The following is an 18363-nucleotide window of genomic DNA, read 5'->3' as shown; positions in this document are numbered from 1 at the left end:
TGCATATTTTTGGAAAATCTATATGGAGCTTCACATCGAAATTCATAGTAAATAAAAAATACTCAGCAATTAAATTAGTTTAATAGTAGTGAAGCACATGAGTAGTAAGACTGGAGGCTTAAATGCAATTACATTTTATGTCAATGTAAAGGGAAATAGAAGAAGGTATATTATAGAGAATGGGCTCATATGTCAGCTTCCCCCGGAAAAGAGAATCTTCTTGGTTCAAAAGATCTCAGACCAATGGAAACCATCGAGTGAATCTTGGGAAGCTTTGACTGGTATTTGCTTTGAAGCTAGCTCCCTCGAAAGCTTTTTGAGGGAAGGATACTTGGCTATAAAGGGTAAAGAGAAGGAGATTGAAAGAGGATTTACTCTGAAATTCCTTCGTTCAGAAATGAATAGATTGATTTTTGGAGGATTAGCGGGATATGGGTTTAATTATGATGTATCTGGTAAGAGAGGTTTTCTCCTAGAAGCTCTGTATGAGGAGCTGCTTCCAGAAGGAAGCAAAATTCAGGTTGGAGAACTCATAAAGCTTCCCGTAAAACTCGAAAACGATTCAATTGCATTTATGGACAAATCTCTCTCTCATTTTCAGAACATGATGAACCTACTTCTGAAAAGGGGAGAAATAAAAATTCCTGAGGGGTTGAACAGAGATTTCTAGAGAAATTCTTGCCCTTTTTCTCTTTTCCTCCAATTTTGATAGATCCAACAATTTACAATTCTCCCATCATCGGAAATGAAGTATGGAGGATCCTGAACGGGACATTTGTCCTTGAGGGCCTCGTACCTCTCATCAAATGCCATGCATCGGGGATGGAATCTGCATCCAAGAGGGATGCTAGCCGCACTTGGAATTTCTCCTTTTATTGGGACATCCCTTAGCTTGTGCCTGTTCGAAGGGTCTGGTTCCGGAATTGCCGCTACTAGCGCTCTAGTGTATGGGTGGAGTGGATTCTCTATAACTCTTCTTGTCTCTCCCATCTCCACAATTCTTCCCAGATACATTATAGCTATCCTATCACATATGTATCTGGAAACTGCCAAGTCGTGTGTTATGAAGAGGTAGCTGAGATTTCTTTCCTGTTTGATTGTCTGCAGCAGCTCCAGCATTTCCGCTCTTATTGAAGCATCAAGCATAGAAACTGGCTCATCAGCTACGACTAGCTTCGGATTCATTATGATTGCCTTTGCTATTGCAATTCTCTGTCTCTGTCCTCCTGATAGCTGATGAGGATATCTCTCAACGAAGTCTTCTGGAGGTCTGAGCTTTACTGTTTCAAGAACTTTGTGTACAAGCTCTACTTTCTCCTCTTGGGTCAGCTGAAAGTCATGTATATTAAGAGGCTCAGAGAGTATGTCAATAATTTTATATCTTGGGTTAAGGCTACCATACGGATCTTGATATACAATTTGTATATCTTTTCTAACTGGCTTCATCTTCTTCGCTGGTATGGAGTATATGTCAACATAATCCTTACCATCTACGTCTACTCCCATTTTTCTCAGGGATTCAATTGTTTCGCTTCTAGCTCTAAATAGAGCCATCCCTGCAGTGATGGGAACTAGGCGCAGCAGTGACTTCCCAGTTGTGGTTTTCCCGCATCCACTCTCTCCAGCCAAGCAGAAAGTTTCCCTCTCCTTTATGAAGAAAGAAACAGAATCCACTGCTCTTACATATCTTTGAGGCATCCTCCTTATTATGTCTGTAATTCCTCTTCTTATTGGGAACCATACTTTCAGATCTTCAACCATCAGAAGATAGTCCTTCTTGTTCTCAAATACTTCTTCTATCATCTTTCTCTCGGCCATCGTTAATTACCCCCCATCTTTCTTCCTTTCTCATATAACCAGCATCTAACGAAGTGATTCTTTTCAACTTCTATATAGTCAGGCTCCTCTTTTCTGCATATATCCATTACATATTGACATCTTGGATTGAACTTGCATCCAGGGGGAACATTTATCAGATTGGGAGGCTCTCCTGGAATATATTGAAGTTTTTCGATGGGTCCTCTAAGTCTTGGAATACTCCTTATGAGAGCCATCGTGTACGGGTGATAGGGTCTATTGAAGACTATATCTGATGGCCCATACTCAACAATTCTTCCAGCATACATTATGGCTACTTTGTCCGCCATTTCAGCAATTACACTCATATCATGAGTTATTAATATAAAGCTCAACTTTTTCTCCTGCTTAAGTTTTTTCATCAAATTCAGAATCTGAGATTGAATTACAACGTCCAGAGCTGTTGTTGGCTCATCAGCTATAACTACAGTAGGCTCAAGTGCTAAGGCCATAGCAATCACTGCTCTTTGCTTCATCCCACCACTTAGCTCATGCGGGTAGCGCTTTGCAATTTCCGGATTGAGGCCAACCATTTTCAGAAGATCTGTGACCTTTTCCATTGCCTCTTTCTTACTGTAGTTTCTATGATAAATGAAGGGCTCAGCCAATTGATAGCCAACTGTGTAGACTGGATTGAGAGAGTTTATTGCCCCCTGGAATACCATGCTGATTTTTTCCCAAAGAATTTTCCTTCTTCTCTCTGCTTCTGAAAGGCTGAGAACATCGATTCCCTCGATTTTGACAGATCCCTCAACTACTTTTCCAGGAGGGGGAACGAGACCCATGATGCTCCATGCGAGAGTGGATTTTCCGCAACCGCTTTCCCCAGCTATGCCCAAAATCTCCTCCTTCTCCAATTTCAAGTTTGCCTTTTCAACAGCTTTCACAGTCCCTCTGAAGGTTAAATAGCTCGTGCTGAGATTATTGACTTCTAGAACAGTCGGCACATTCTTCACCTCCTCAACTTTGGATTAAGTATTAGATCCAGTGCCTGCCCAATGAATATGAATGTCATGCCCACAACTGTTATCATGAGACCAGGCGGCAGAACCCACCACCAATATCCATTTATAGTAGCTCCAGCAATTTCAGCTTCATTCAAAATCCTCCCCCAAGTAACAATGCTTGGGTCACCTAGGCCGAGAAAGCTGAGGCTTGCTTCAGTTAGTATAGCTCCTGGCACGCTTAGAGCAATGCTGGCAAATAAATATGGTAGAACCTGGGGAAATATGTATCTGAGCAGAATTCTGGAAGATGTAGCACCAAGAGCCTTTGCGGCCTCTACATAGGTCTCCTCCTTAATCTGGAGGGCCATGCTTCTTGTTACTATAGCTGTAGAAGGCCATCCAAAGATAATCAGCATGCTTATCACATTCCATATAGATGGCCTAAATATTATCGCTAATAAAATTAGGATTGGAAGTATAGGTATAGAGTAAAATATCTGAGCAGTTCTGAGCATTACTTCATCGGTTTTTCCTCCGAAATATCCTCCTATTACGCCATAGATTCCTCCTAAAAGAACTGATACAACGCTCACACTGAATCCTATTATTAATGCCCATCTAATTCCATAGAGGAGACCCATCCATAGGTCTCTGCCAGCATTGTCAGTGCCAAAAATTCCGTAGCAACCACCTAGGGCAGTAAAGGACTTTAGACTTGCAGTCATGTTTGGATCCTTGCTGTATAACATTACTGTTAAGTTATAGGTACCGCTGAGATAAGTGAAGTTTGTGCTTTTCAGCAAATTTGGAGAGAGAACAGCATGTATTACATTAAAAGCCACACTGGGTAGCCTAAAGAGGTCTTGAGGCTGAACAGTTATATTGTTAGCCTGCAGCCATGGACCTATATATTGATTTACTGTAAGCATATTGTTAGTATATGTCGATAGAGGAATCCTCAATGTTCCTGTGTACTTGTTAGGATCAACCCCGAAAATGTTCATGACTGAAGTATATTCTCCTTCAGCAGGGTTTCCTGTGAGAAAGAGGGTTGTGTTATCGGGTCTATGCAACTCTATTAAAATGTAAGTTGGCTTCGAATACGAGGCATTAAAATTCAGTATTATCTCCTTTGGAGGAACATTTTCCAATGTGTATAGAAAAGAGTATGAAATGAACGTGAAATTGTCGAACTCTCCTCTCTCTATTCCCAAATCGCTGGAAGGCTCGTTGCCATGTATAGATACAGTTTTAAAGACGTTGCTCACTGCCCAGCAGGGAGGAACTGCTTTGGGATTGTCCTGCCAGTACTGCAGGTTGTTCCAATTTTTGATATCCTCCATGTTTCCTATATAAGGGAAGAAAACAGCAAGCAAAATGAACAATGTCATGAGAGAAAGTCCCACAATACCTACTCTTGACCTTTTCATATCATTGAGAAATCTTCTGAAACCAGAAGCTGTTGTTCTTCTACTCATGCCCTTCTTCCCCCACCAATCAGAATATCTGTTGTCCACCAGACGTCTTTATTCTTGGATCAAGGAACACGTATAGGATATTGAGAATGATGACTGCTATAATGAACAGGAGAACTGTTATGTAAACGTTTCCTGCTATTAGCATGGGCTCGCTGTTGGAAATAGCTATCCAAAATAACATTCCCATGCCAGGCCAACCGAATACTGTTTCGGTAATTATTGCTCCTCCTAAGCTCACTATTATGTTGAGCACTGCTGTTGTTACTATTGGAGGACTCGCTGCTCTCAAGACATGCCCAAATAGCACTTTTCTCTCTGAGAGTCCCTTTGCTCTTGCAGTCATCACGAAGTCTTCTGCCATTTTTCCTATGACAACGTTTCTCACTATATAGGCCCATCCTCCGATGCTGACCAATACTACCGTTATGAGAGGAAGAGCCATATAGTAGAGCCAGGTCTTCAGATATTCGAGTACATAAGTAATCGTTGTTATTGAACCCGCTTTATAAGCATTAGATAACTGCTGTATAGCAAAGTAGACTGGAAGGCTCTGAGTTGGGAACCAGTGATGCCAGAAAGCGAAAATAAGAAGCAACATCATTCCTACCCACCACATGGGAAGGCTCGATGAGAGGATTGCGAAGAATGAAACGAGGCTGTCAACTATCCCATGGGGCCTTTGAGCAGCATAGAGACCAAGCGCCAGCCCTATTAATGTTGATATTAATGTAGCAGTTAGGAACAAAATGATAGTGTTTTTGAGGGCAAATAGAACCTGGGACTGTATTGAAAAGGATCCCCCCATGTAGATTTGCCTTGAATTCCCCAGATTGAGTGTTAGCACATTCAGCATCATGTGGTATACTCTGGATACTGGATTACCAACCAATCCAAAGCGAACCATCAAAGATTCTTGGTACATGTCAAGCAGTTGCTGTCTCTGCTCCGGAGAAATTGTTGGATTCCTTGCAAGCTGCCGAGCATAGTCTTGAACCATCTCTATTACAACTCCCTGAAGCACAGTTTGGCTATAGAAGACAAGTAGTGCTGAAATTATGGCAACTATTATAATTAGAGCTGCTACATTGCTTGCAATTTGGACAGCAATTGTTCTTCCGAGGCCAGGCATTTCCTTCAACCGCCTTTATTTTTTCTTAAGAGAAAATCATACTAGTTATATATAAAGCTTTTTTCTAAAATCTAATTTACATATTAACTTTAAGAAAAATTTGATTAAAAAAAGATATTTTTATGTTTTGTTAAACATTAAGTTATTTCTTTCTCATGAATGAATACGCTAAAGCAGCTATTATTATTATGATGACTATGACCAGACCTGCCAATTCAGCTGTTGACATTCCACTAGGTGCGGCAGTTGTTGTAGTAGTTGTTGTAGTAGTTGGGGTTGTTGTTGGTGGTGTTGTTGTTGGAGTTGTTGTGGTTGGTATCGGTGTGGTAGTCGTTGTTGTTGGAGGTGGTGGTGTTGTAGTAGTTGTAGTAGCACCTATTACATAGGCGGTATTGAGAGCCCATATGCTTCCAAGTCCTGTCTGCACACCATACATGGGAATAGCTACTTTAGCACCGTTTACCATGTAGTACTGTAGACCCTGAGTCAAGAATACTCTTAGGGACTGCTGCATCCCCATCATGTCCAATGTTATAATATCATTGATCAGCTTGTCAACTTGCTGCGGCGGATATATGCCGAAAGCTAGGCTCTGCCCAAGCCCATATATTGTCTGATTCCAAAGATACCACTGTTTTGGATTTGCTGGAGTTGGCTGGAAGCCGTATGTGAATGGCGCATACATCTGGGCGACATCATATCTTGAAAAGTATATTGGCTCATCATAGTTAGCTACCCATCCTTCCGTGTAGATTGTCCACGGATGAGATCCAAAGCTGAATGATGCCAAGTCGGTACCATAGACATTTGTATTGGCGGTCTTTCTCTGTATGTATTCTTCGTTCACTTTTATGTGGAAGTATTGCTGTATCCATGTAGTGACCTGGTCACCAATGGCTTTTCTGAATGGATCGTCTCCTCTCACTTCAAAGTATATCGTTACAGTTTTCTGTGTTCCATCAGGAAGAATCAAAGTTAGCCAAGGTGTATTAGTGGAGTCAGGTATGTATTTCAGAGAGAAGCCATATTTATTCAGTGTTTGGTTTGCTGAAGCTATTGATTGATTATATAGCGCAACAGCTGCATTTATGTCTCCACTTGGATATAGGCCTACCATTTGCTCATATTTACTTATGTTGAAAGCCTTGTAAGCAGGGGAGCCTGGAACAATGGCACTGAGCATTGGAACAGCGCTTCCCTGGTAGATGTTCTGTACTAGGGAGTTCCTGTTAATTAGCAGGTTCAATGCAAATCTAACTCCTTCTATTCCCATTGGATTGAACTGGAAGTGCGGATCTTTCATTACTGTGAGGTTGAGCAGATTGAATGGAACCCAATCAGGATGTCCGTACTTGGAGAGGTCAATTCCCAGGACAGTGCTAGGATCATATAGCACAAGTCCAGGAAGCACTGTGCCGTTTAGGGAGAAGCCCTTCAATGGAATTGTACCAGGAGCTGTTGGATCATATACGTTGCTAACTGGATTAATTCCCAAATCGTTGTATGTTGTTGTTGTTGGTATTAATGTTACTGTGGGAGGAACTGTACCTATCTTATTGATAGGCTCGCTATAGAAGAATATATCAGCCGTTCCACTCTTCACTGCCTGAATTGCAGCATCCTCAGTTGTCATTGATTCTACAAATATTTGGTCTAACTGGGGAACAACTAAATTCTTGTAATGGTACTTTATTTTAGAGAGTCCAAGGAATGTTCTGCTCTTAAGAACCATTGTATTTGATTGAGCATTGTACTGATCAACATAGAACGGACCATTGCTAACCACTGCATTTCCATGAGCGTTTATCCAAGCAACAAGAGCACTTGTTCTCTTTTGCAGATCATTTCCATAGTTGTAACCATATTTTGAGAGGCCATTGAAGTAGTAAACGAGAGATGGAGTTAGTGCCTGGGCAGCAGCCTTTATCTCTGGAGCATTAACCAACATATCGATTCCAGTCATTGTTCCTCTGGAGGTTGTAGTGCTCTGCCACCATAGGTTTGTGCTGTTCATAACAGCATACTCCATTGCTGCAAGCAAATCGTAGGGAACTCCTGGATATGGAATTACGCTGTAAGCTATTAGAGATGGATCAACATCAACATAGTTTGTGTACACCGCTATAGCAGTATCATTAATAATTTGAACTCCTTCATACATTCCTATTACGGGACCATACTGAGATGAGAATGTCTCATCGTAATATTGATCTGTTTGGTTTGTCAAGATACTTGTATCAGTGGACCATCTCCACATGAAAGCCAACCATGCTAGCACGTCAGCGACGCTGAAGTTTATACCATCATGCCATGGAACCTGATCGAAGTTGAAGATAATTTCTACAGGTGCTTTGCCATTGTTGTCGATGTAGTTGGATACTGTTTGGAGGAATCCTGGAGGAGCTCCACCGCTAGATTTGATGAGAGACACATATGTTTGGTTTGCAGCAGCCTGGCTTATTGGAACCCACTGGAGTGTAAATGGATCGAAGACAAGTGCTGTGCTTGGAACAGGCAAGTATGGAACTACGGCGCCTGTTTGCGGATTTACTGTGTAGTTACCAATGTACTGATATGTAGCAGTTGTTTCCACAGGCATCCCAGTGTCAGGTGCTGGATAGAGGCCCCACTCTCTCACATGTATCCATAGCTGATAGCTGTAGATATCCGTGAATCCCAGAACAGGGTTCCATGGACTCATAAAGAGTCCTCCGGTGGAGCTGAACTCAACTAGTGTTATTGAATTCTGTGTCTGTGCATTAGATGTTATCACTGGAGCAATTATTCCAGCCAGTAGAAGTATTACAGTGACCATAGGTAAAATTTTCAATTTTTTCATTCATCACACCCTATTACTGTTCGAATTTATTTATTTCGTTTTATATTACCCCTCGCATATATATATAAATTTAACTTAGGGGTGAGGGAAGTATTGATAAGCCAATAACAATTTGGCCAACACAGAGAAAAGTAGATGCACCGTGGATACCTTCTCCTGTAAAAATTATATATAATGCTTTGCTTTTAGCTAGAGCGAGTGAGGGGAGCAAATTCGCAGATATAGGATGTGGGGATGGAAGAGCATCCATAATAGCATCAAAGCACTTTGGAAGCAAGTCTGCTTGCATAGAGGTTCGGGAGGAGCTATGTATGCTCTCATATGCCAATGCTGTTTATAACGGTGTGGCAGACAAGCTAACGATTGCTTGTCAAGATGCGCGAGAAATTGAGTATAATGATTATGATATTTTGTACATATATATGTTTCCTTCTTTTCTCGAAGAGATCTCAAAGAAGCTAGATGAGGAGCTAAGAGAAGGGGCAAGAGTTCTCACGCTGGACTTTCCCATAAAGGGATGGCATCCCATCCTAATGAGAAGAGTTGTTGATGACAGTGGAATCGAGAGATCGATATTTCTATATGTAGTAGGAATTTCTAATCCAGCTTCATGGAGGATGAGAGCTTTCAATGGTTATCCAGAAATCTAGTTTTGGAATTGAAAAAGTTGGAAAAGTTATTAAGATAAATAGGCCTTTTCCATTGATTGGCACTATTGCGTTTGGCCTCATTGACAGAGGATATAATAACTTACAGATAAGAGTTACATCGCTTTGTTCCCTTTCATGTATCTTCTGCAGCGTTGGATCAGGTCCATATTCTCAGAGAAGAGCTGAGTACATGCTCACTGATCCCGAGTGGCTTTCAGAGTGGGTCAAATATGCTATTTCTTTCAAGGGAAATGTTCATGTTTTGTTTGACGGAATAGGGGATCCCATTGTACATAAAGATCTCCCTAAATTCGTTCAAGAAGTTAGTTTAGTAAGGGGAGTCATAGACATAGCAGTTGAGACTAGGCTTTTTCCTGCTAGCAAGAAGCTAGTGGAAGAGCTCTGGAGCTCTGGCGCAAGAAGATTGAATGTTAGCCTAGATACGCTGAATGAAGAAAGGGGGAAGTTTCTGGCAGGAAATACAGGCTATTCTGTTAACAAAGTTGTTGAGTTGATATTATATGCAAGGAAGAATCTTGGAATGGATGTCCACATTGCTCCTGTTTGGATCCCCGGGCTAAATGATAGAGATATTGAGGAGATAGTAGAATTTGCTATTAAAAACGATCTAAGCAGTAAGGTACCTCCATTGGGAATACAAAAATATGTAGCACATAAGCATGGGAGAAAGCCCTTTGGAGTGATGGAGATGGGATGGGATGAGTTCGAGGAAAAGCTGAAATTACTGGAAGAAAAATATAAAATAAAGCTTCTTCTTTCTCCGGACGATTACGGTCTAAAAGTATCTCAGAGAATCCCACCTGTATATAAAAAAGGAGATATATTGAAGCTCTCAGTTGTTGCCGAGGGATTGCTCAGCAATGAGTTTCTGGCGGTATCTCAGAATAGAGATAGAGCCTTCACCTTGATCAGCAGGAGAGCTTCTCTCTCTGTTGGAGATGTGGTAGTTTCAAGAATAATACATGATAAAGATGGCATATTGATTGCTGTGCCTGTCTAGCTTTCACAAGAAATTCCTCAGCTTGTAGCATTCATGGTTACTTGAAAGTTCTAATCAACTCAGAGTGAGACTAGGGGCATCATCCCAGATGGTCAAGGGCTGCCCACCTCATCATCGTCAATTCTTTTATATTCTAATGAGTCTTTTATATCATTCCAAAGAAGAAAAGGATATTTCTAATTTTTCTATTGTTTTAGAAAAAATAAAGCTTTCTTGCTTTTAACGTGAAGCAGAGATTTTAATTACCAGAATGAAGAAAGGAGCGTAGATCTCCAGGAAGTTAAAGGATAGCATTTCTAGCAAAGAAGAAAAGACTCCTTTCGATTAATTTATTCAGAATCAAGATAATTATCTTAATTTTCATATAGTATTTAGTGGAAAAGTTGATCTACTCCATAAAGGAGAGTAAGCGATTGGGAGATAGATGATTGATGATTGAGATCGGAGAGTTGATATTGATCCCAGGGTTGCCAGCAGCAATTCATAGGGAGAGCAGGACGGCTATCATTGCTGATCTCCATCTAGGATTTGAAGGTGAAGTAGCTCAATCGGGAGTCTTTCTCCCTAGGCTACAATTGAAAAAAAGCATAGCTCTGATTGAAGAGCTAAAAGAGAGGAAAGTGAGTAGGCTCGTAATTGATGGGGATATAAAAAATAGCTTCAGTAAGCTAACTATACAGGAAAGAGAAGAAATCATTAAGTTCCTCGGGAGAGCAAGGGAGCTGTTTGAAGATGTAGTTCTAGTGAGAGGAAATCATGACAACTACCTCTCAATAATAACTGAGAAGATGGATGTGATGCTAGTACCGCATATGAAAATTTCGGATGGTGTTTTTGTTGTTCATGGTCACAGAGAATCCCTTGAAGCTTTAAAGTTTCGACAAATAGTCATAGGACATGAGCATCCTTCTCTCAGCATAAAAGATGAGATAGGCTCTGTTATCAAGCTACCTTGTTTTCTGAGGATCCCTCTAAAGAGAAGGAGGGGGAAAGAAATACTGGTTCTGCCTGCTTCGGGATACTATCAGGCAGGAAATCCTGTTACCCTGGATCAAAATTCTTACCTTTCTCCATTGATTAGAAAATATGGTGACATAAAAAGAGCAATTCCAGTAGTGCTGGATATTGAGGGGAATGGGCTTCTAGAATTTCCTCCTCTCGGGGCTATGGAAAAGCTGATTGGAGAAGGATGAAGGCGTGATTGAAATGAATGGGAGTTCAGCAAAAATCAGCATTGTTATTCCAACCTACAATGAAGCGGGAAACATGTTGCCCCTTCTTTCCCGAATAAAGCAGGCTCTAGGAGAAGAAAACTATGAGGTCATAATTGTTGATGACAACAGCCCAGATGGAACCGCAAATAGAGCCATTGAGGCTAGCAGTGAGCTCAATATGAGTGACAGAGTAAAAGTAATTGTTAGAGAAAAGGAAAGGGGGCTATCGACTGCTGTGATAAGGGGGATTGAGAGCTCTTCTGGTGACATTGTAGTGGTGATGGATGCAGATCTCCAGCATCCCCCGGAGGATATTAAGAGAATAATACATCCAATAGTGAGCGGGAAAGCCGAGGTTTCTATTGGAGTAAGGAAGGGGAAAGGCTATAGAGGACTATCGTTTTTCAGAAAAATTATTTCTAGAGGAGCTTCCCTAGTTTCAAAGCTGCTACTCCCTCAAACTAGGAATATAACCGACCCCATGTCTGGTTTTTTTGCTTTTAGAAGAGATGTGTTTCTGAGAACAAAAGGATCTCTCAATCCTAGGGGATTCAAGATTATGCTTGAGCTCATAGTGAAAGGAAAGGTGCCAGCCAACAAAATTGCTGAGGTTGAATATACTTTTGAAAAAAGACAATGGGGGAAAAGCAAGCTAAACAGCAGAGAGATGCTGAATTTTGTCTGGCATCTTCTAGTGCTGAATGAGTTCAGAATTTTGAAATTCATGCTAGTTGGAGTCTCAGGGATCTTTGTAAATGAGGGGGTTCTATGGCTCGCTTACTACAGGGAGAAGATCCTTCTGGAGATTTCGGCGGCACTTGGAATTGAAAGCAGCATAATAAGCAACTTCATTTTGAACTCCTTACTTACTTTCGGCAAGAGAAAGGGGGGGTCTATTGCTGAAAAGCTAGCAAAGTATCATATTTCCACTGCTTTAGGAGTTTCCATAAATTACTTCACCCTTCTTCTCCTGACGAGGCTGTTTGGAATAGAGCCGCTGCTATCGAATCTAATTGGAATAATATTTGGATTTCTAGCAAACTATGCGCTAAGTGAGCACTTTGTATGGAAGGAGACATTCTCTCCTGATAGAGCTATCAATTCAAAGGAAAACTAGAAGGGGATGAAATGTTGTGGATAGTCTAGAGTCAATCAGAAGAGAGGTTATTGAATGTAAAAAGTGTCCTCTCAGTCAATACAGAAAGAGGGCGGTTCCTGGATTTGGAAACGAGAAGAGCAGAATAATGCTTGTAGGTGAAGCTCCTGGAAGAGAGGAGGATGAAAGAGGTCTGCCCTTTGTTGGGAGGGCAGGAAAGCTTCTGGACGAAATTCTAGGAAATTTTGGAATTGATAGAAACATGGTCTATATAACAAATGTTGTTAAATGCAGACCTCCTAATAACAGGAGACCTAAGAGGGAGGAGGTGCTGGCATGTGTGAACTATCTAGTGAGAGAGATCCAGCTCATAAACCCGAAAGTCATTGTAGCACTAGGAGCCACATCATCTAACTACTTGTTCAATGAGTCTTTCCCAAGCTCTTGGAAAGGAAAGAGCAAGAAGGTTTCCAGTATAAGAGGAAATATAGGAAGCCTCAATATTGGGGGAAAGAGCTTCAAGGTATTAGCAACCTTTCACCCGGCTTCCGTTCTGAGAAATCCTAAGCTGAGGGAGAAACTGGAGGAGGATCTCAGGAAGGCTACAGAGCTATGGGCTTCTCCTGATGGCTCTGTATGAAACTATTGCTAGTAGCGAAGAAAGTATTCCAGCAAGAGCCCATGCTATTAATACTGAGGCGATTGTTCCCTCGAGGGGAAAAACAGTTCTTATGATTGGTTGGGATGCAGGTACATGTTCATGCAGCGAGATAAAGAGGAGAGGTATAGTCCACGAGATCGCCGAATCAATTAACATTAGCCTGCTATCATCATTCAAATTGCCATAGGCTGAGTATTCCATATAAGCGGGTGTTACTGCTGTTATCAATCCATTTCTCAAGATATTTGAAAAAAGAATGCTATAAACTAGGTTAGCTTCATTGATATAGTATTGGAGGGATTTCTCGCTTTGAATATTTGTTGATAATATAAAGGACGATATTTCGGCTGTGAGTTCCGAATAGAGAGCATATTTTAAAAATAACTTTGATGGTTGATTTATTGAAGAAGCCTGGGCAAACATTGAGTTCAGATCTTGAAAGTATGATGCATAGTATTGAAATCCCATATCGCTTGCTAGAGAGCTGGCATATGAGAGTGCTGCCTTTGCTATCTTTTCATAGTCATTGAGACCACCAATAAGCTGAGCAGGACTTAGGCTTGGATAGTTGCTCCAATCGATCTTTGAAAGCTCTATCCAAGTTCTTGCTGCTTCAATCCTCCCGTTTGAATTTGCTGCTGCATCTATAGCATCTGAAAGATTTGAAGCCGCTAATCCTTGGGAAACATATGATTCTGCGAGCCAGAGTCTGGATTCTGCTGTGGCCAGCGTTTCAAGCAGAGGAATAGGTATGCTGCCCTTCTCAATAGCCGTTTGCTCTATGCTTCCGAGCTCAGCTTTCAGAGCTTGTATAGTTGTATTCAAATTACTCAAATACTGCCTGGCAGACTCAAGCGAGGTTGTATTGGATTGAAGAGCAGCCCGCAGAGAAGAGACGTAAAGAGAAACAGCGAGACTAGCAGCTGTATAGTTTTTCCCAGTGGATATTGAGGCAATAATGCTATTGGCATCGCTTGAATTCCTAACAAGGGGGTTTAAAAGCTCTGATTTCTCTAAATATTTCATAGCAACCTCTCCCATGACATCCGAGATTTGGGGGGGATAGGTAAAAATTCCCTGAAAGGATGTTGTATTGATTATGCCATATCCCATGAGCTGGGAATAGAGTGAGATTATTCCTGAAGCTGGAAGAATCTTTATGTTACTGCAATTGCTATTTATTTGATCAATAGAGCTGAGATAGTTTGACGTTGGGAGGATGAATTCCCTGGCACCTGATGAGCAGGCAGCAGCGAGCTTCTCGGCAACACCCCCAATAATTATTGACATCCCATCGAGACTGACTGCTCCTGTAACGACGGCTGATCCCAGCATCGGGGGGGATGGCCTCCCGCTCGAGAGAACATAGAATGCCTCAGCTATAGCTAGGCTGGCACTGGGTCCTTCTATGCCAGAGAGATCCGATTCAAAAACCAATTCGCCATCATAGCTCAGGGGATCCCTGTTGGAAAGTAGAAGGGCGGAGTAAAAAGCTACTATTGAGGAATACAGCGTGTCGTTACCAACACTTGGAACTCCTCTTAAAAATAAGCTCCCGCTTCCATTAGAGTTCATGGAAATGCCAATTTTTATTATAGCTCCTCCTGAATTTGTAACAGCAGGAACATAAACATTTATGCTCTCTTTTTCTCCAGCAGCATTCAGAGCAGGTGATAGAGAGAGCACAAGCAATATGATTATAGATATAGCCTTAGTATATCCTTTCAGCGAAGTTCTAAGCAATACCTAATCTTCCCCTCCATTTACTTTAATCTAAATCATTCATGCATCGAATGTCATTCAAATTTAACAGGAACGAAGGTTTATAGTCTTTCTTGAATTCATGATATAACAATTGCTATTTTTACATGCACTCTTCAAGAAAAATGTGGAGGTTATGAGGAATTGAACAGAGAAAAATTGATTGAGCTGAAGAAGTTCCTCGAGGAAGAAATAAAGAAAAGGAAGAGTGAGATTGAGCACCTGGAGCTTCTATTGGCATTTGTTGAGGGGAGCCTCGGAAATCTGAAAAACGAGGAGAAAGGAGGAAAGGATGAAAATGTGTTAGAGGTTAAATCAGGAAAGGAGACAATTGCTCTCATAGTTAGAGCACCAACTAATATAAGAGCCAAGCTTCTCTTTGAAGTGAGGAGGGATCCTGAGCTTCTAAGCAGCATAAGGAGAGAAATAGGAATTATAGATGAGGGGGCAAAGGTTTCAATAATGGAGGACAAAGATTATGTTAAAGAGATATCAGTGGAGTCAAAGTCCATGTCCTCAGTTGTGATGAGCGGCATAACTGAGGCACTTAGGCTGCTAATAACAGATATATATAGAGAAAATATGAAGAAAAGAGGAGAGCAATAAATTGAGCAGTACGCAATATTCATTTTCAAGTCATTGTTGAGTTTCTTGCACTTCAGCTGGTTCTTCGATTTTCTTAAGCTGCATGTTGTACATTTCAATGAGCTCCTTGCATGTTGTAGCATCTTCAGGACCCTTATCTGTGCGCCATGAGATGAATCGGGGAAACCTTATGCTGATACCAGTCCCTGGAGAGAGAATATCTCTTGCGCATGAATGGAGAGGGCTAAGGGTCAGCTCTGCTCCAATAACTTCAACTACCTTCACAGGCTTAACCCAGACATCAGGTTCAATATCGCTTATTACTCTTGGATCCCTGTGATCTATCTGAAGGCTCTTCAGCTCAGAAGTCATCCTGTCTAGCTCTTCATCTGTGAAGCCTGTGCCAACCTTGCATACAGTTCTGAATACGTCCTCCTCTTCATCGTACCCTGCCAGAAGGAGAGTGCTCAGCTTTCCGGCCCTCTTACCTTTCCCATAAAATGCTCCTACAACTACAAGATCAACGGAATCAGTCATTTCACTTTTATAGTCTCTCTTGTATTTTATCCAAAGCCATCCTCTGTTTCCTGCTTGATAGATGCTTTTCTCGCTTATTGATTTCACCATTACACCTTCAGCCCCATTGCTTATAGCTTCGAGGAAGAATCTCTCGAGTTCATCGGAATTGCTCGCGACGATGTACTTGGCTATCTCTACCCCCTCATTCGGCTTGATGATTTTCTCCAGTGCCTCTCTCCGTTTTGGAAGTATCTCATTGGTGAGATCCCTTCCATCCAGGTAGAGGACATCGAAGAGAAATACCTTCACTGGGACCTCCTTCATTGCCCTATGTATGTCGTGCTTTCTCTTTCTTGTCATCAATATCTGAAAGGGTCTCATTTCTCCAGTCTCTGGATCAAATGGTACAATTTCTCCCTCGACTATAGCTTCTTCAGCACTGATAGCATCGCGAATAGAATCTATTACATCGGGATACTGATGGGTAATATTTTCCAGCCTTCTAGAAAATATCAGAACGTTGCTCCTGCTGTAATGTATTTGAGCTCTCTCACCATCATATTTATATTCCACATAGGCTTTTCCACCTACTTTTTCAATCATTTCTTTCGGATCTCTGTGACGCTCAGCAAGCATTGGTCTTATTGGTATTCCAAATGTAGGTGTAATTTTTGTGAGAAAGTCGAGTCCTTTCATAGCTAGCTGCTCTGCTATATCCCCTAGATCAGCTCTCAGGTTGTAGGCCCTCTCTATGAGCTGCCTCGAAGCTTTAGTGCCCCCATAAGCAATAGCGAGGGCATCCATTATTGTAGCATCTCCTATGTTTATTCTCAATCTTCCTTCAACAAATCTGACTATGAATTTCGCTTCAATGGGCTCTGCCTCTTTTATGAGAGCCGAAAGTATTCTTAGCTTGAGATCCCTGCTTCCTTCCCCTTCAGCAGTAGCAATTTTCGAGAGTGATTCATAAACCCTGCTTACGCTCAGCTTACTTTTCTCGGATCCTCCAATGAACTGAATGAGCCCCCTTGGCTGCTGAGCCTTAGTTTTCTTCAGCTGCTCTGCTACTTTTCCAAGATCTCCTGCTTCTTTGAAGAGCTTCTCCACCTCTTCCTCTCTCGTGTTGGTGGCCATGCTGAGAGCTTTTATCAGAAGCTTTTCGGCAACTCCCAGCTCAGGAAGTCCCTTCCAATCTGGCCAGAGTCTTCCTTGGATCAAGTATACAACTTTTCTTATTTCCTCCTTCGGAGTTTGCTTGAATAAATCCACAAGAGCATTGGTTAGCGCTATTCTCGAAGATATTCTCTCCAGCTCATCAAAAGTTCTTGCTAGAATTTCAAATTCCATGAAGTTTCCCCAATGAAATTTATTATTTCCTTCACCTATTTATTCAATACTGATGATGATAACCGGCAAGCTTGAGACCTCTGGTTGATGATATATCAGAGTTAAGCTGAACTAACTTTCAGAATGGTTTGAGATCAATGCAAGAAAGCAAAGGCGTGAAGTTTGGAGTAGATGCGATGCTAGGAAAGCTGGCGAGATTTCTCAGGCTTCTTGGCTATGATACTCTCTACTGGAGAGATTCCGACGATGAGAAAATATTAGAATCTTCATTGAAGGAGAGAAGAATTATCATATCAAGGGATAAAAATCTTTGCAAGAAAGCAATTGATTTGGGGATCTCAGTTGTTTGCTTTTCCTCTTCTCTATCATTAGAGAAGTATCTGTCCTGCCTAAAGGAAGCGGGCCTAATAGACTTGGAGTTCACTCCAGAAAAATCGAGGTGTCCTCTCTGTAATGGAGAGCTCTATCCTACTGCTCAACCTTTTTTGTCATATAAGGGAAGGAGAAAAACATATTATGTATGCAAGGAATGCGGAATGATTTATTGGGTAGGAAGGCACTTCCATTCAATAATGAAAACGTTGGGTGATGCGAAAAATGAAACCTGTTGAGCCTGAAGAGCTAACTCTTGAAGATGGAATATATCTTGTGAAAAAGGCTAGAGAAAGCGTGGAGAAGAGCTTTAGAGGGGAGAAGGCAGATATTTCAGACAGCCCAGAAAAGCTCAAAAGGCCCGGGATTCCATTCGTTACAATTTACTTAATGAAGAGAGGGAGGAAGGAGCTCAGGGGATGCATAGGCTACGTATCTCCTATAATGCCCCTCATAGAAGCAACAGTTGAGGTAGCCAGAGAGGCAGCTTTCAATGATCCAAGATTTCCTCCTCTTTCCCTAAGAGAATATCCAATTACTATATTCGAAGTTTCTGTTCTCTCGGAATTAAAACCAATGCCTAAAAAAGCTGATGAAAGATTAAGGTGGATAAAGATCGGAAAGATGGGATTGATGGCAAAGAAAGGCTATCTCTCAGGACTCCTGCTCCCTCAGGTGGCTGTTGAGGAAGGATGGGATGAGAGGACATTTCTCGAGGGAACTTGCTTAAAGGCAGGACTGAGTGAAGACTGTTGGAAAGATGAGGAGACTGATTTTTACTATTTCACGTCGAGGATATTCGAGGAAGAGGAGAGCTTTGGCAAAATTGTAGAGAAGGAGCTCACTTGAAAAGATATTTTCTGAATGCTTGAGCTGATGCATCTAGT

General features: G+C 41.5%; 16 protein-coding genes. 9 read left to right on the top strand and 7 right to left on the bottom strand.

Translation table 11 applies throughout. The features are described from left to right. Positions 1–97: 97 nt before the first annotated feature. Entirely contained in the window at positions 98–670 is a 573-nt protein-coding gene (locus tag QXR92_06795; protein ID MEM0319706.1) for a hypothetical protein, read from the top strand. Here the strand turns inward: QXR92_06795 and QXR92_06790 are convergent. From QXR92_06790 to QXR92_06770, 5 genes are all read right to left on the bottom strand, one after another. Continuing rightward, a complete protein-coding gene (locus tag QXR92_06790; protein MEM0319705.1) occupies positions 667–1818 on the bottom strand; it encodes an ABC transporter ATP-binding protein in 1152 nt (383 codons plus the stop codon). The two genes, QXR92_06795 and QXR92_06790, sit on opposite strands and share 4 nt — an antisense overlap. A 2-nt stretch (positions 1819–1820) precedes the next feature. Further along, complete coding sequence (locus QXR92_06785) at positions 1821–2804, bottom strand: ABC transporter ATP-binding protein (protein MEM0319704.1); 984 nt, start codon at positions 2802–2804, stop codon at positions 1821–1823. A 5-nt stretch (positions 2805–2809) separates the two neighbouring features. Then, positions 2810–4282, bottom strand: a complete 1473-nt coding sequence (locus tag QXR92_06780) for an ABC transporter permease (GenBank protein MEM0319703.1) — start codon at positions 4280–4282, stop codon at positions 2810–2812. 19 nt (positions 4283–4301) lie between these two features. Next, positions 4302–5411 carry an ABC transporter permease gene (locus tag QXR92_06775; GenBank protein ID MEM0319702.1) on the bottom strand — a complete coding sequence of 370 codons (1110 nt, stop codon included), beginning with the start codon at positions 5409–5411 and terminating at the stop codon, positions 4302–4304. Positions 5412–5553: 142 nt separating this feature from the next. After that, positions 5554–8250, bottom strand: a complete 2697-nt coding sequence (locus QXR92_06770; GenBank protein MEM0319701.1) for an ABC transporter substrate-binding protein — start codon at positions 8248–8250, stop codon at positions 5554–5556. A 179-nt stretch (positions 8251–8429) separates the two neighbouring features. On the opposite strand from QXR92_06770, the gene QXR92_06765 reads away from it, so the two are divergent. The 5 genes from QXR92_06765 to QXR92_06745 all read left to right on the top strand — a co-directional run bounded on the left by QXR92_06765 (position 8430) and on the right by QXR92_06745 (position 12871). Further along, positions 8430–8900 (top strand): methyltransferase domain-containing protein, encoded by a 471-nt coding sequence (locus tag QXR92_06765; GenBank protein ID MEM0319700.1) that lies wholly within the window; start codon positions 8430–8432, stop codon positions 8898–8900. Next, entirely contained in the window at positions 8881–9921 is a 1041-nt protein-coding gene (locus tag QXR92_06760; protein MEM0319699.1) for a radical SAM protein, read from the top strand. The genes QXR92_06765 and QXR92_06760 overlap by 20 nt, the downstream gene beginning before the upstream one ends. A 431-nt stretch (positions 9922–10352) precedes the next feature. Next, positions 10353–11114: a metallophosphoesterase gene (locus tag QXR92_06755; GenBank protein ID MEM0319698.1), complete on the top strand. Its 762-nt coding sequence runs from the start codon at positions 10353–10355 to the stop codon at positions 11112–11114. Continuing rightward, on the top strand, positions 11101–12252 hold the full coding sequence (locus QXR92_06750; protein MEM0319697.1) for a glycosyltransferase family 2 protein: 1152 nt from the start codon (positions 11101–11103) through the stop codon (positions 12250–12252). Before QXR92_06755 ends, QXR92_06750 begins: the two co-directional genes overlap by 14 nt. A gap of 16 nt (positions 12253–12268) precedes the next feature. After that, the gene (locus QXR92_06745) at positions 12269–12871 is read left to right on the top strand and encodes a uracil-DNA glycosylase (protein ID MEM0319696.1); all 603 of its coding nucleotides are present in this window, start codon (positions 12269–12271) and stop codon (positions 12869–12871) included. On the opposite strand, the gene QXR92_06740 is transcribed toward QXR92_06745, so the two are convergent. Beyond that, positions 12842–14635: a S16 family serine protease gene (locus tag QXR92_06740; protein ID MEM0319695.1), complete on the bottom strand. Its 1794-nt coding sequence runs from the start codon at positions 14633–14635 to the stop codon at positions 12842–12844. The genes QXR92_06745 and QXR92_06740 overlap by 30 nt on opposite strands. A 162-nt stretch (positions 14636–14797) precedes the next feature. Between QXR92_06740 and QXR92_06735 the strand changes: the two genes are divergently transcribed. Then, positions 14798–15259 carry a hypothetical protein gene (locus QXR92_06735; protein ID MEM0319694.1) on the top strand — a complete coding sequence of 154 codons (462 nt, stop codon included), beginning with the start codon at positions 14798–14800 and terminating at the stop codon, positions 15257–15259. A gap of 30 nt (positions 15260–15289) precedes the next feature. On the opposite strand, the gene QXR92_06730 is transcribed toward QXR92_06735, so the two are convergent. After that, positions 15290–17104, bottom strand: coding sequence for an ATP-dependent DNA ligase (locus tag QXR92_06730; protein ID MEM0319693.1), 1815 nt, complete (start codon positions 17102–17104; stop codon positions 15290–15292). 137 nt (positions 17105–17241) lie between these two features. On the opposite strand from QXR92_06730, the gene QXR92_06725 reads away from it, so the two are divergent. Beyond that, positions 17242–17715 (top strand): Mut7-C RNAse domain-containing protein, encoded by a 474-nt coding sequence (locus QXR92_06725; GenBank protein MEM0319692.1) that lies wholly within the window; start codon positions 17242–17244, stop codon positions 17713–17715. After that, a complete protein-coding gene (gene amrA / locus QXR92_06720; protein ID MEM0319691.1) occupies positions 17702–18325 on the top strand; it encodes an AmmeMemoRadiSam system protein A in 624 nt (207 codons plus the stop codon). The genes QXR92_06725 and amrA overlap by 14 nt, the downstream gene beginning before the upstream one ends. The last annotated feature ends 38 nt before the right edge of the window (positions 18326–18363 follow it).

It is taken from the genome of Fervidicoccaceae archaeon (genome assembly GCA_038734945.1).
Lineage (GTDB): Archaea > Thermoproteota > Thermoprotei_A > Sulfolobales > Fervidicoccaceae > ARK-14.
Note: the sequence above shows the minus strand (reverse complement) of the source record. Positions and strands in the feature narration are given on the sequence as shown.

What these genes read in the sequence shown, in the direction of transcription:
- QXR92_06730 (MEM0319693.1), bottom strand. Translation starts at nt 17,104, where the DNA reads ATGGAATTTGAAATTCTAGCAAGAACTTTTGATGAGCTGGAGAGAATA.
- QXR92_06790 (MEM0319705.1), bottom strand. Translation starts at nt 1,818, where the DNA reads ATGGCCGAGAGAAAGATGATAGAAGAAGTATTTGAGAACAAGAAGGAC.
- amrA (MEM0319691.1), top strand. Translation starts at nt 17,702, where the DNA reads ATGAAACCTGTTGAGCCTGAAGAGCTAACTCTTGAAGATGGAATATAT.
- QXR92_06770 (MEM0319701.1), bottom strand. Translation starts at nt 8,250, where the DNA reads ATGAAAAAATTGAAAATTTTACCTATGGTCACTGTAATACTTCTACTG.
- QXR92_06780 (MEM0319703.1), bottom strand. Translation starts at nt 4,282, where the DNA reads ATGAGTAGAAGAACAACAGCTTCTGGTTTCAGAAGATTTCTCAATGAT.
- QXR92_06755 (MEM0319698.1), top strand. Translation starts at nt 10,353, where the DNA reads ATGATTGAGATCGGAGAGTTGATATTGATCCCAGGGTTGCCAGCAGCA.
- QXR92_06760 (MEM0319699.1), top strand. Translation starts at nt 8,881, where the DNA reads ATGGTTATCCAGAAATCTAGTTTTGGAATTGAAAAAGTTGGAAAAGTT.
- QXR92_06775 (MEM0319702.1), bottom strand. Translation starts at nt 5,411, where the DNA reads ATGCCTGGCCTCGGAAGAACAATTGCTGTCCAAATTGCAAGCAATGTA.
- QXR92_06795 (MEM0319706.1), top strand. Translation starts at nt 98, where the DNA reads ATGAGTAGTAAGACTGGAGGCTTAAATGCAATTACATTTTATGTCAAT.
- QXR92_06725 (MEM0319692.1), top strand. Translation starts at nt 17,242, where the DNA reads ATGCAAGAAAGCAAAGGCGTGAAGTTTGGAGTAGATGCGATGCTAGGA.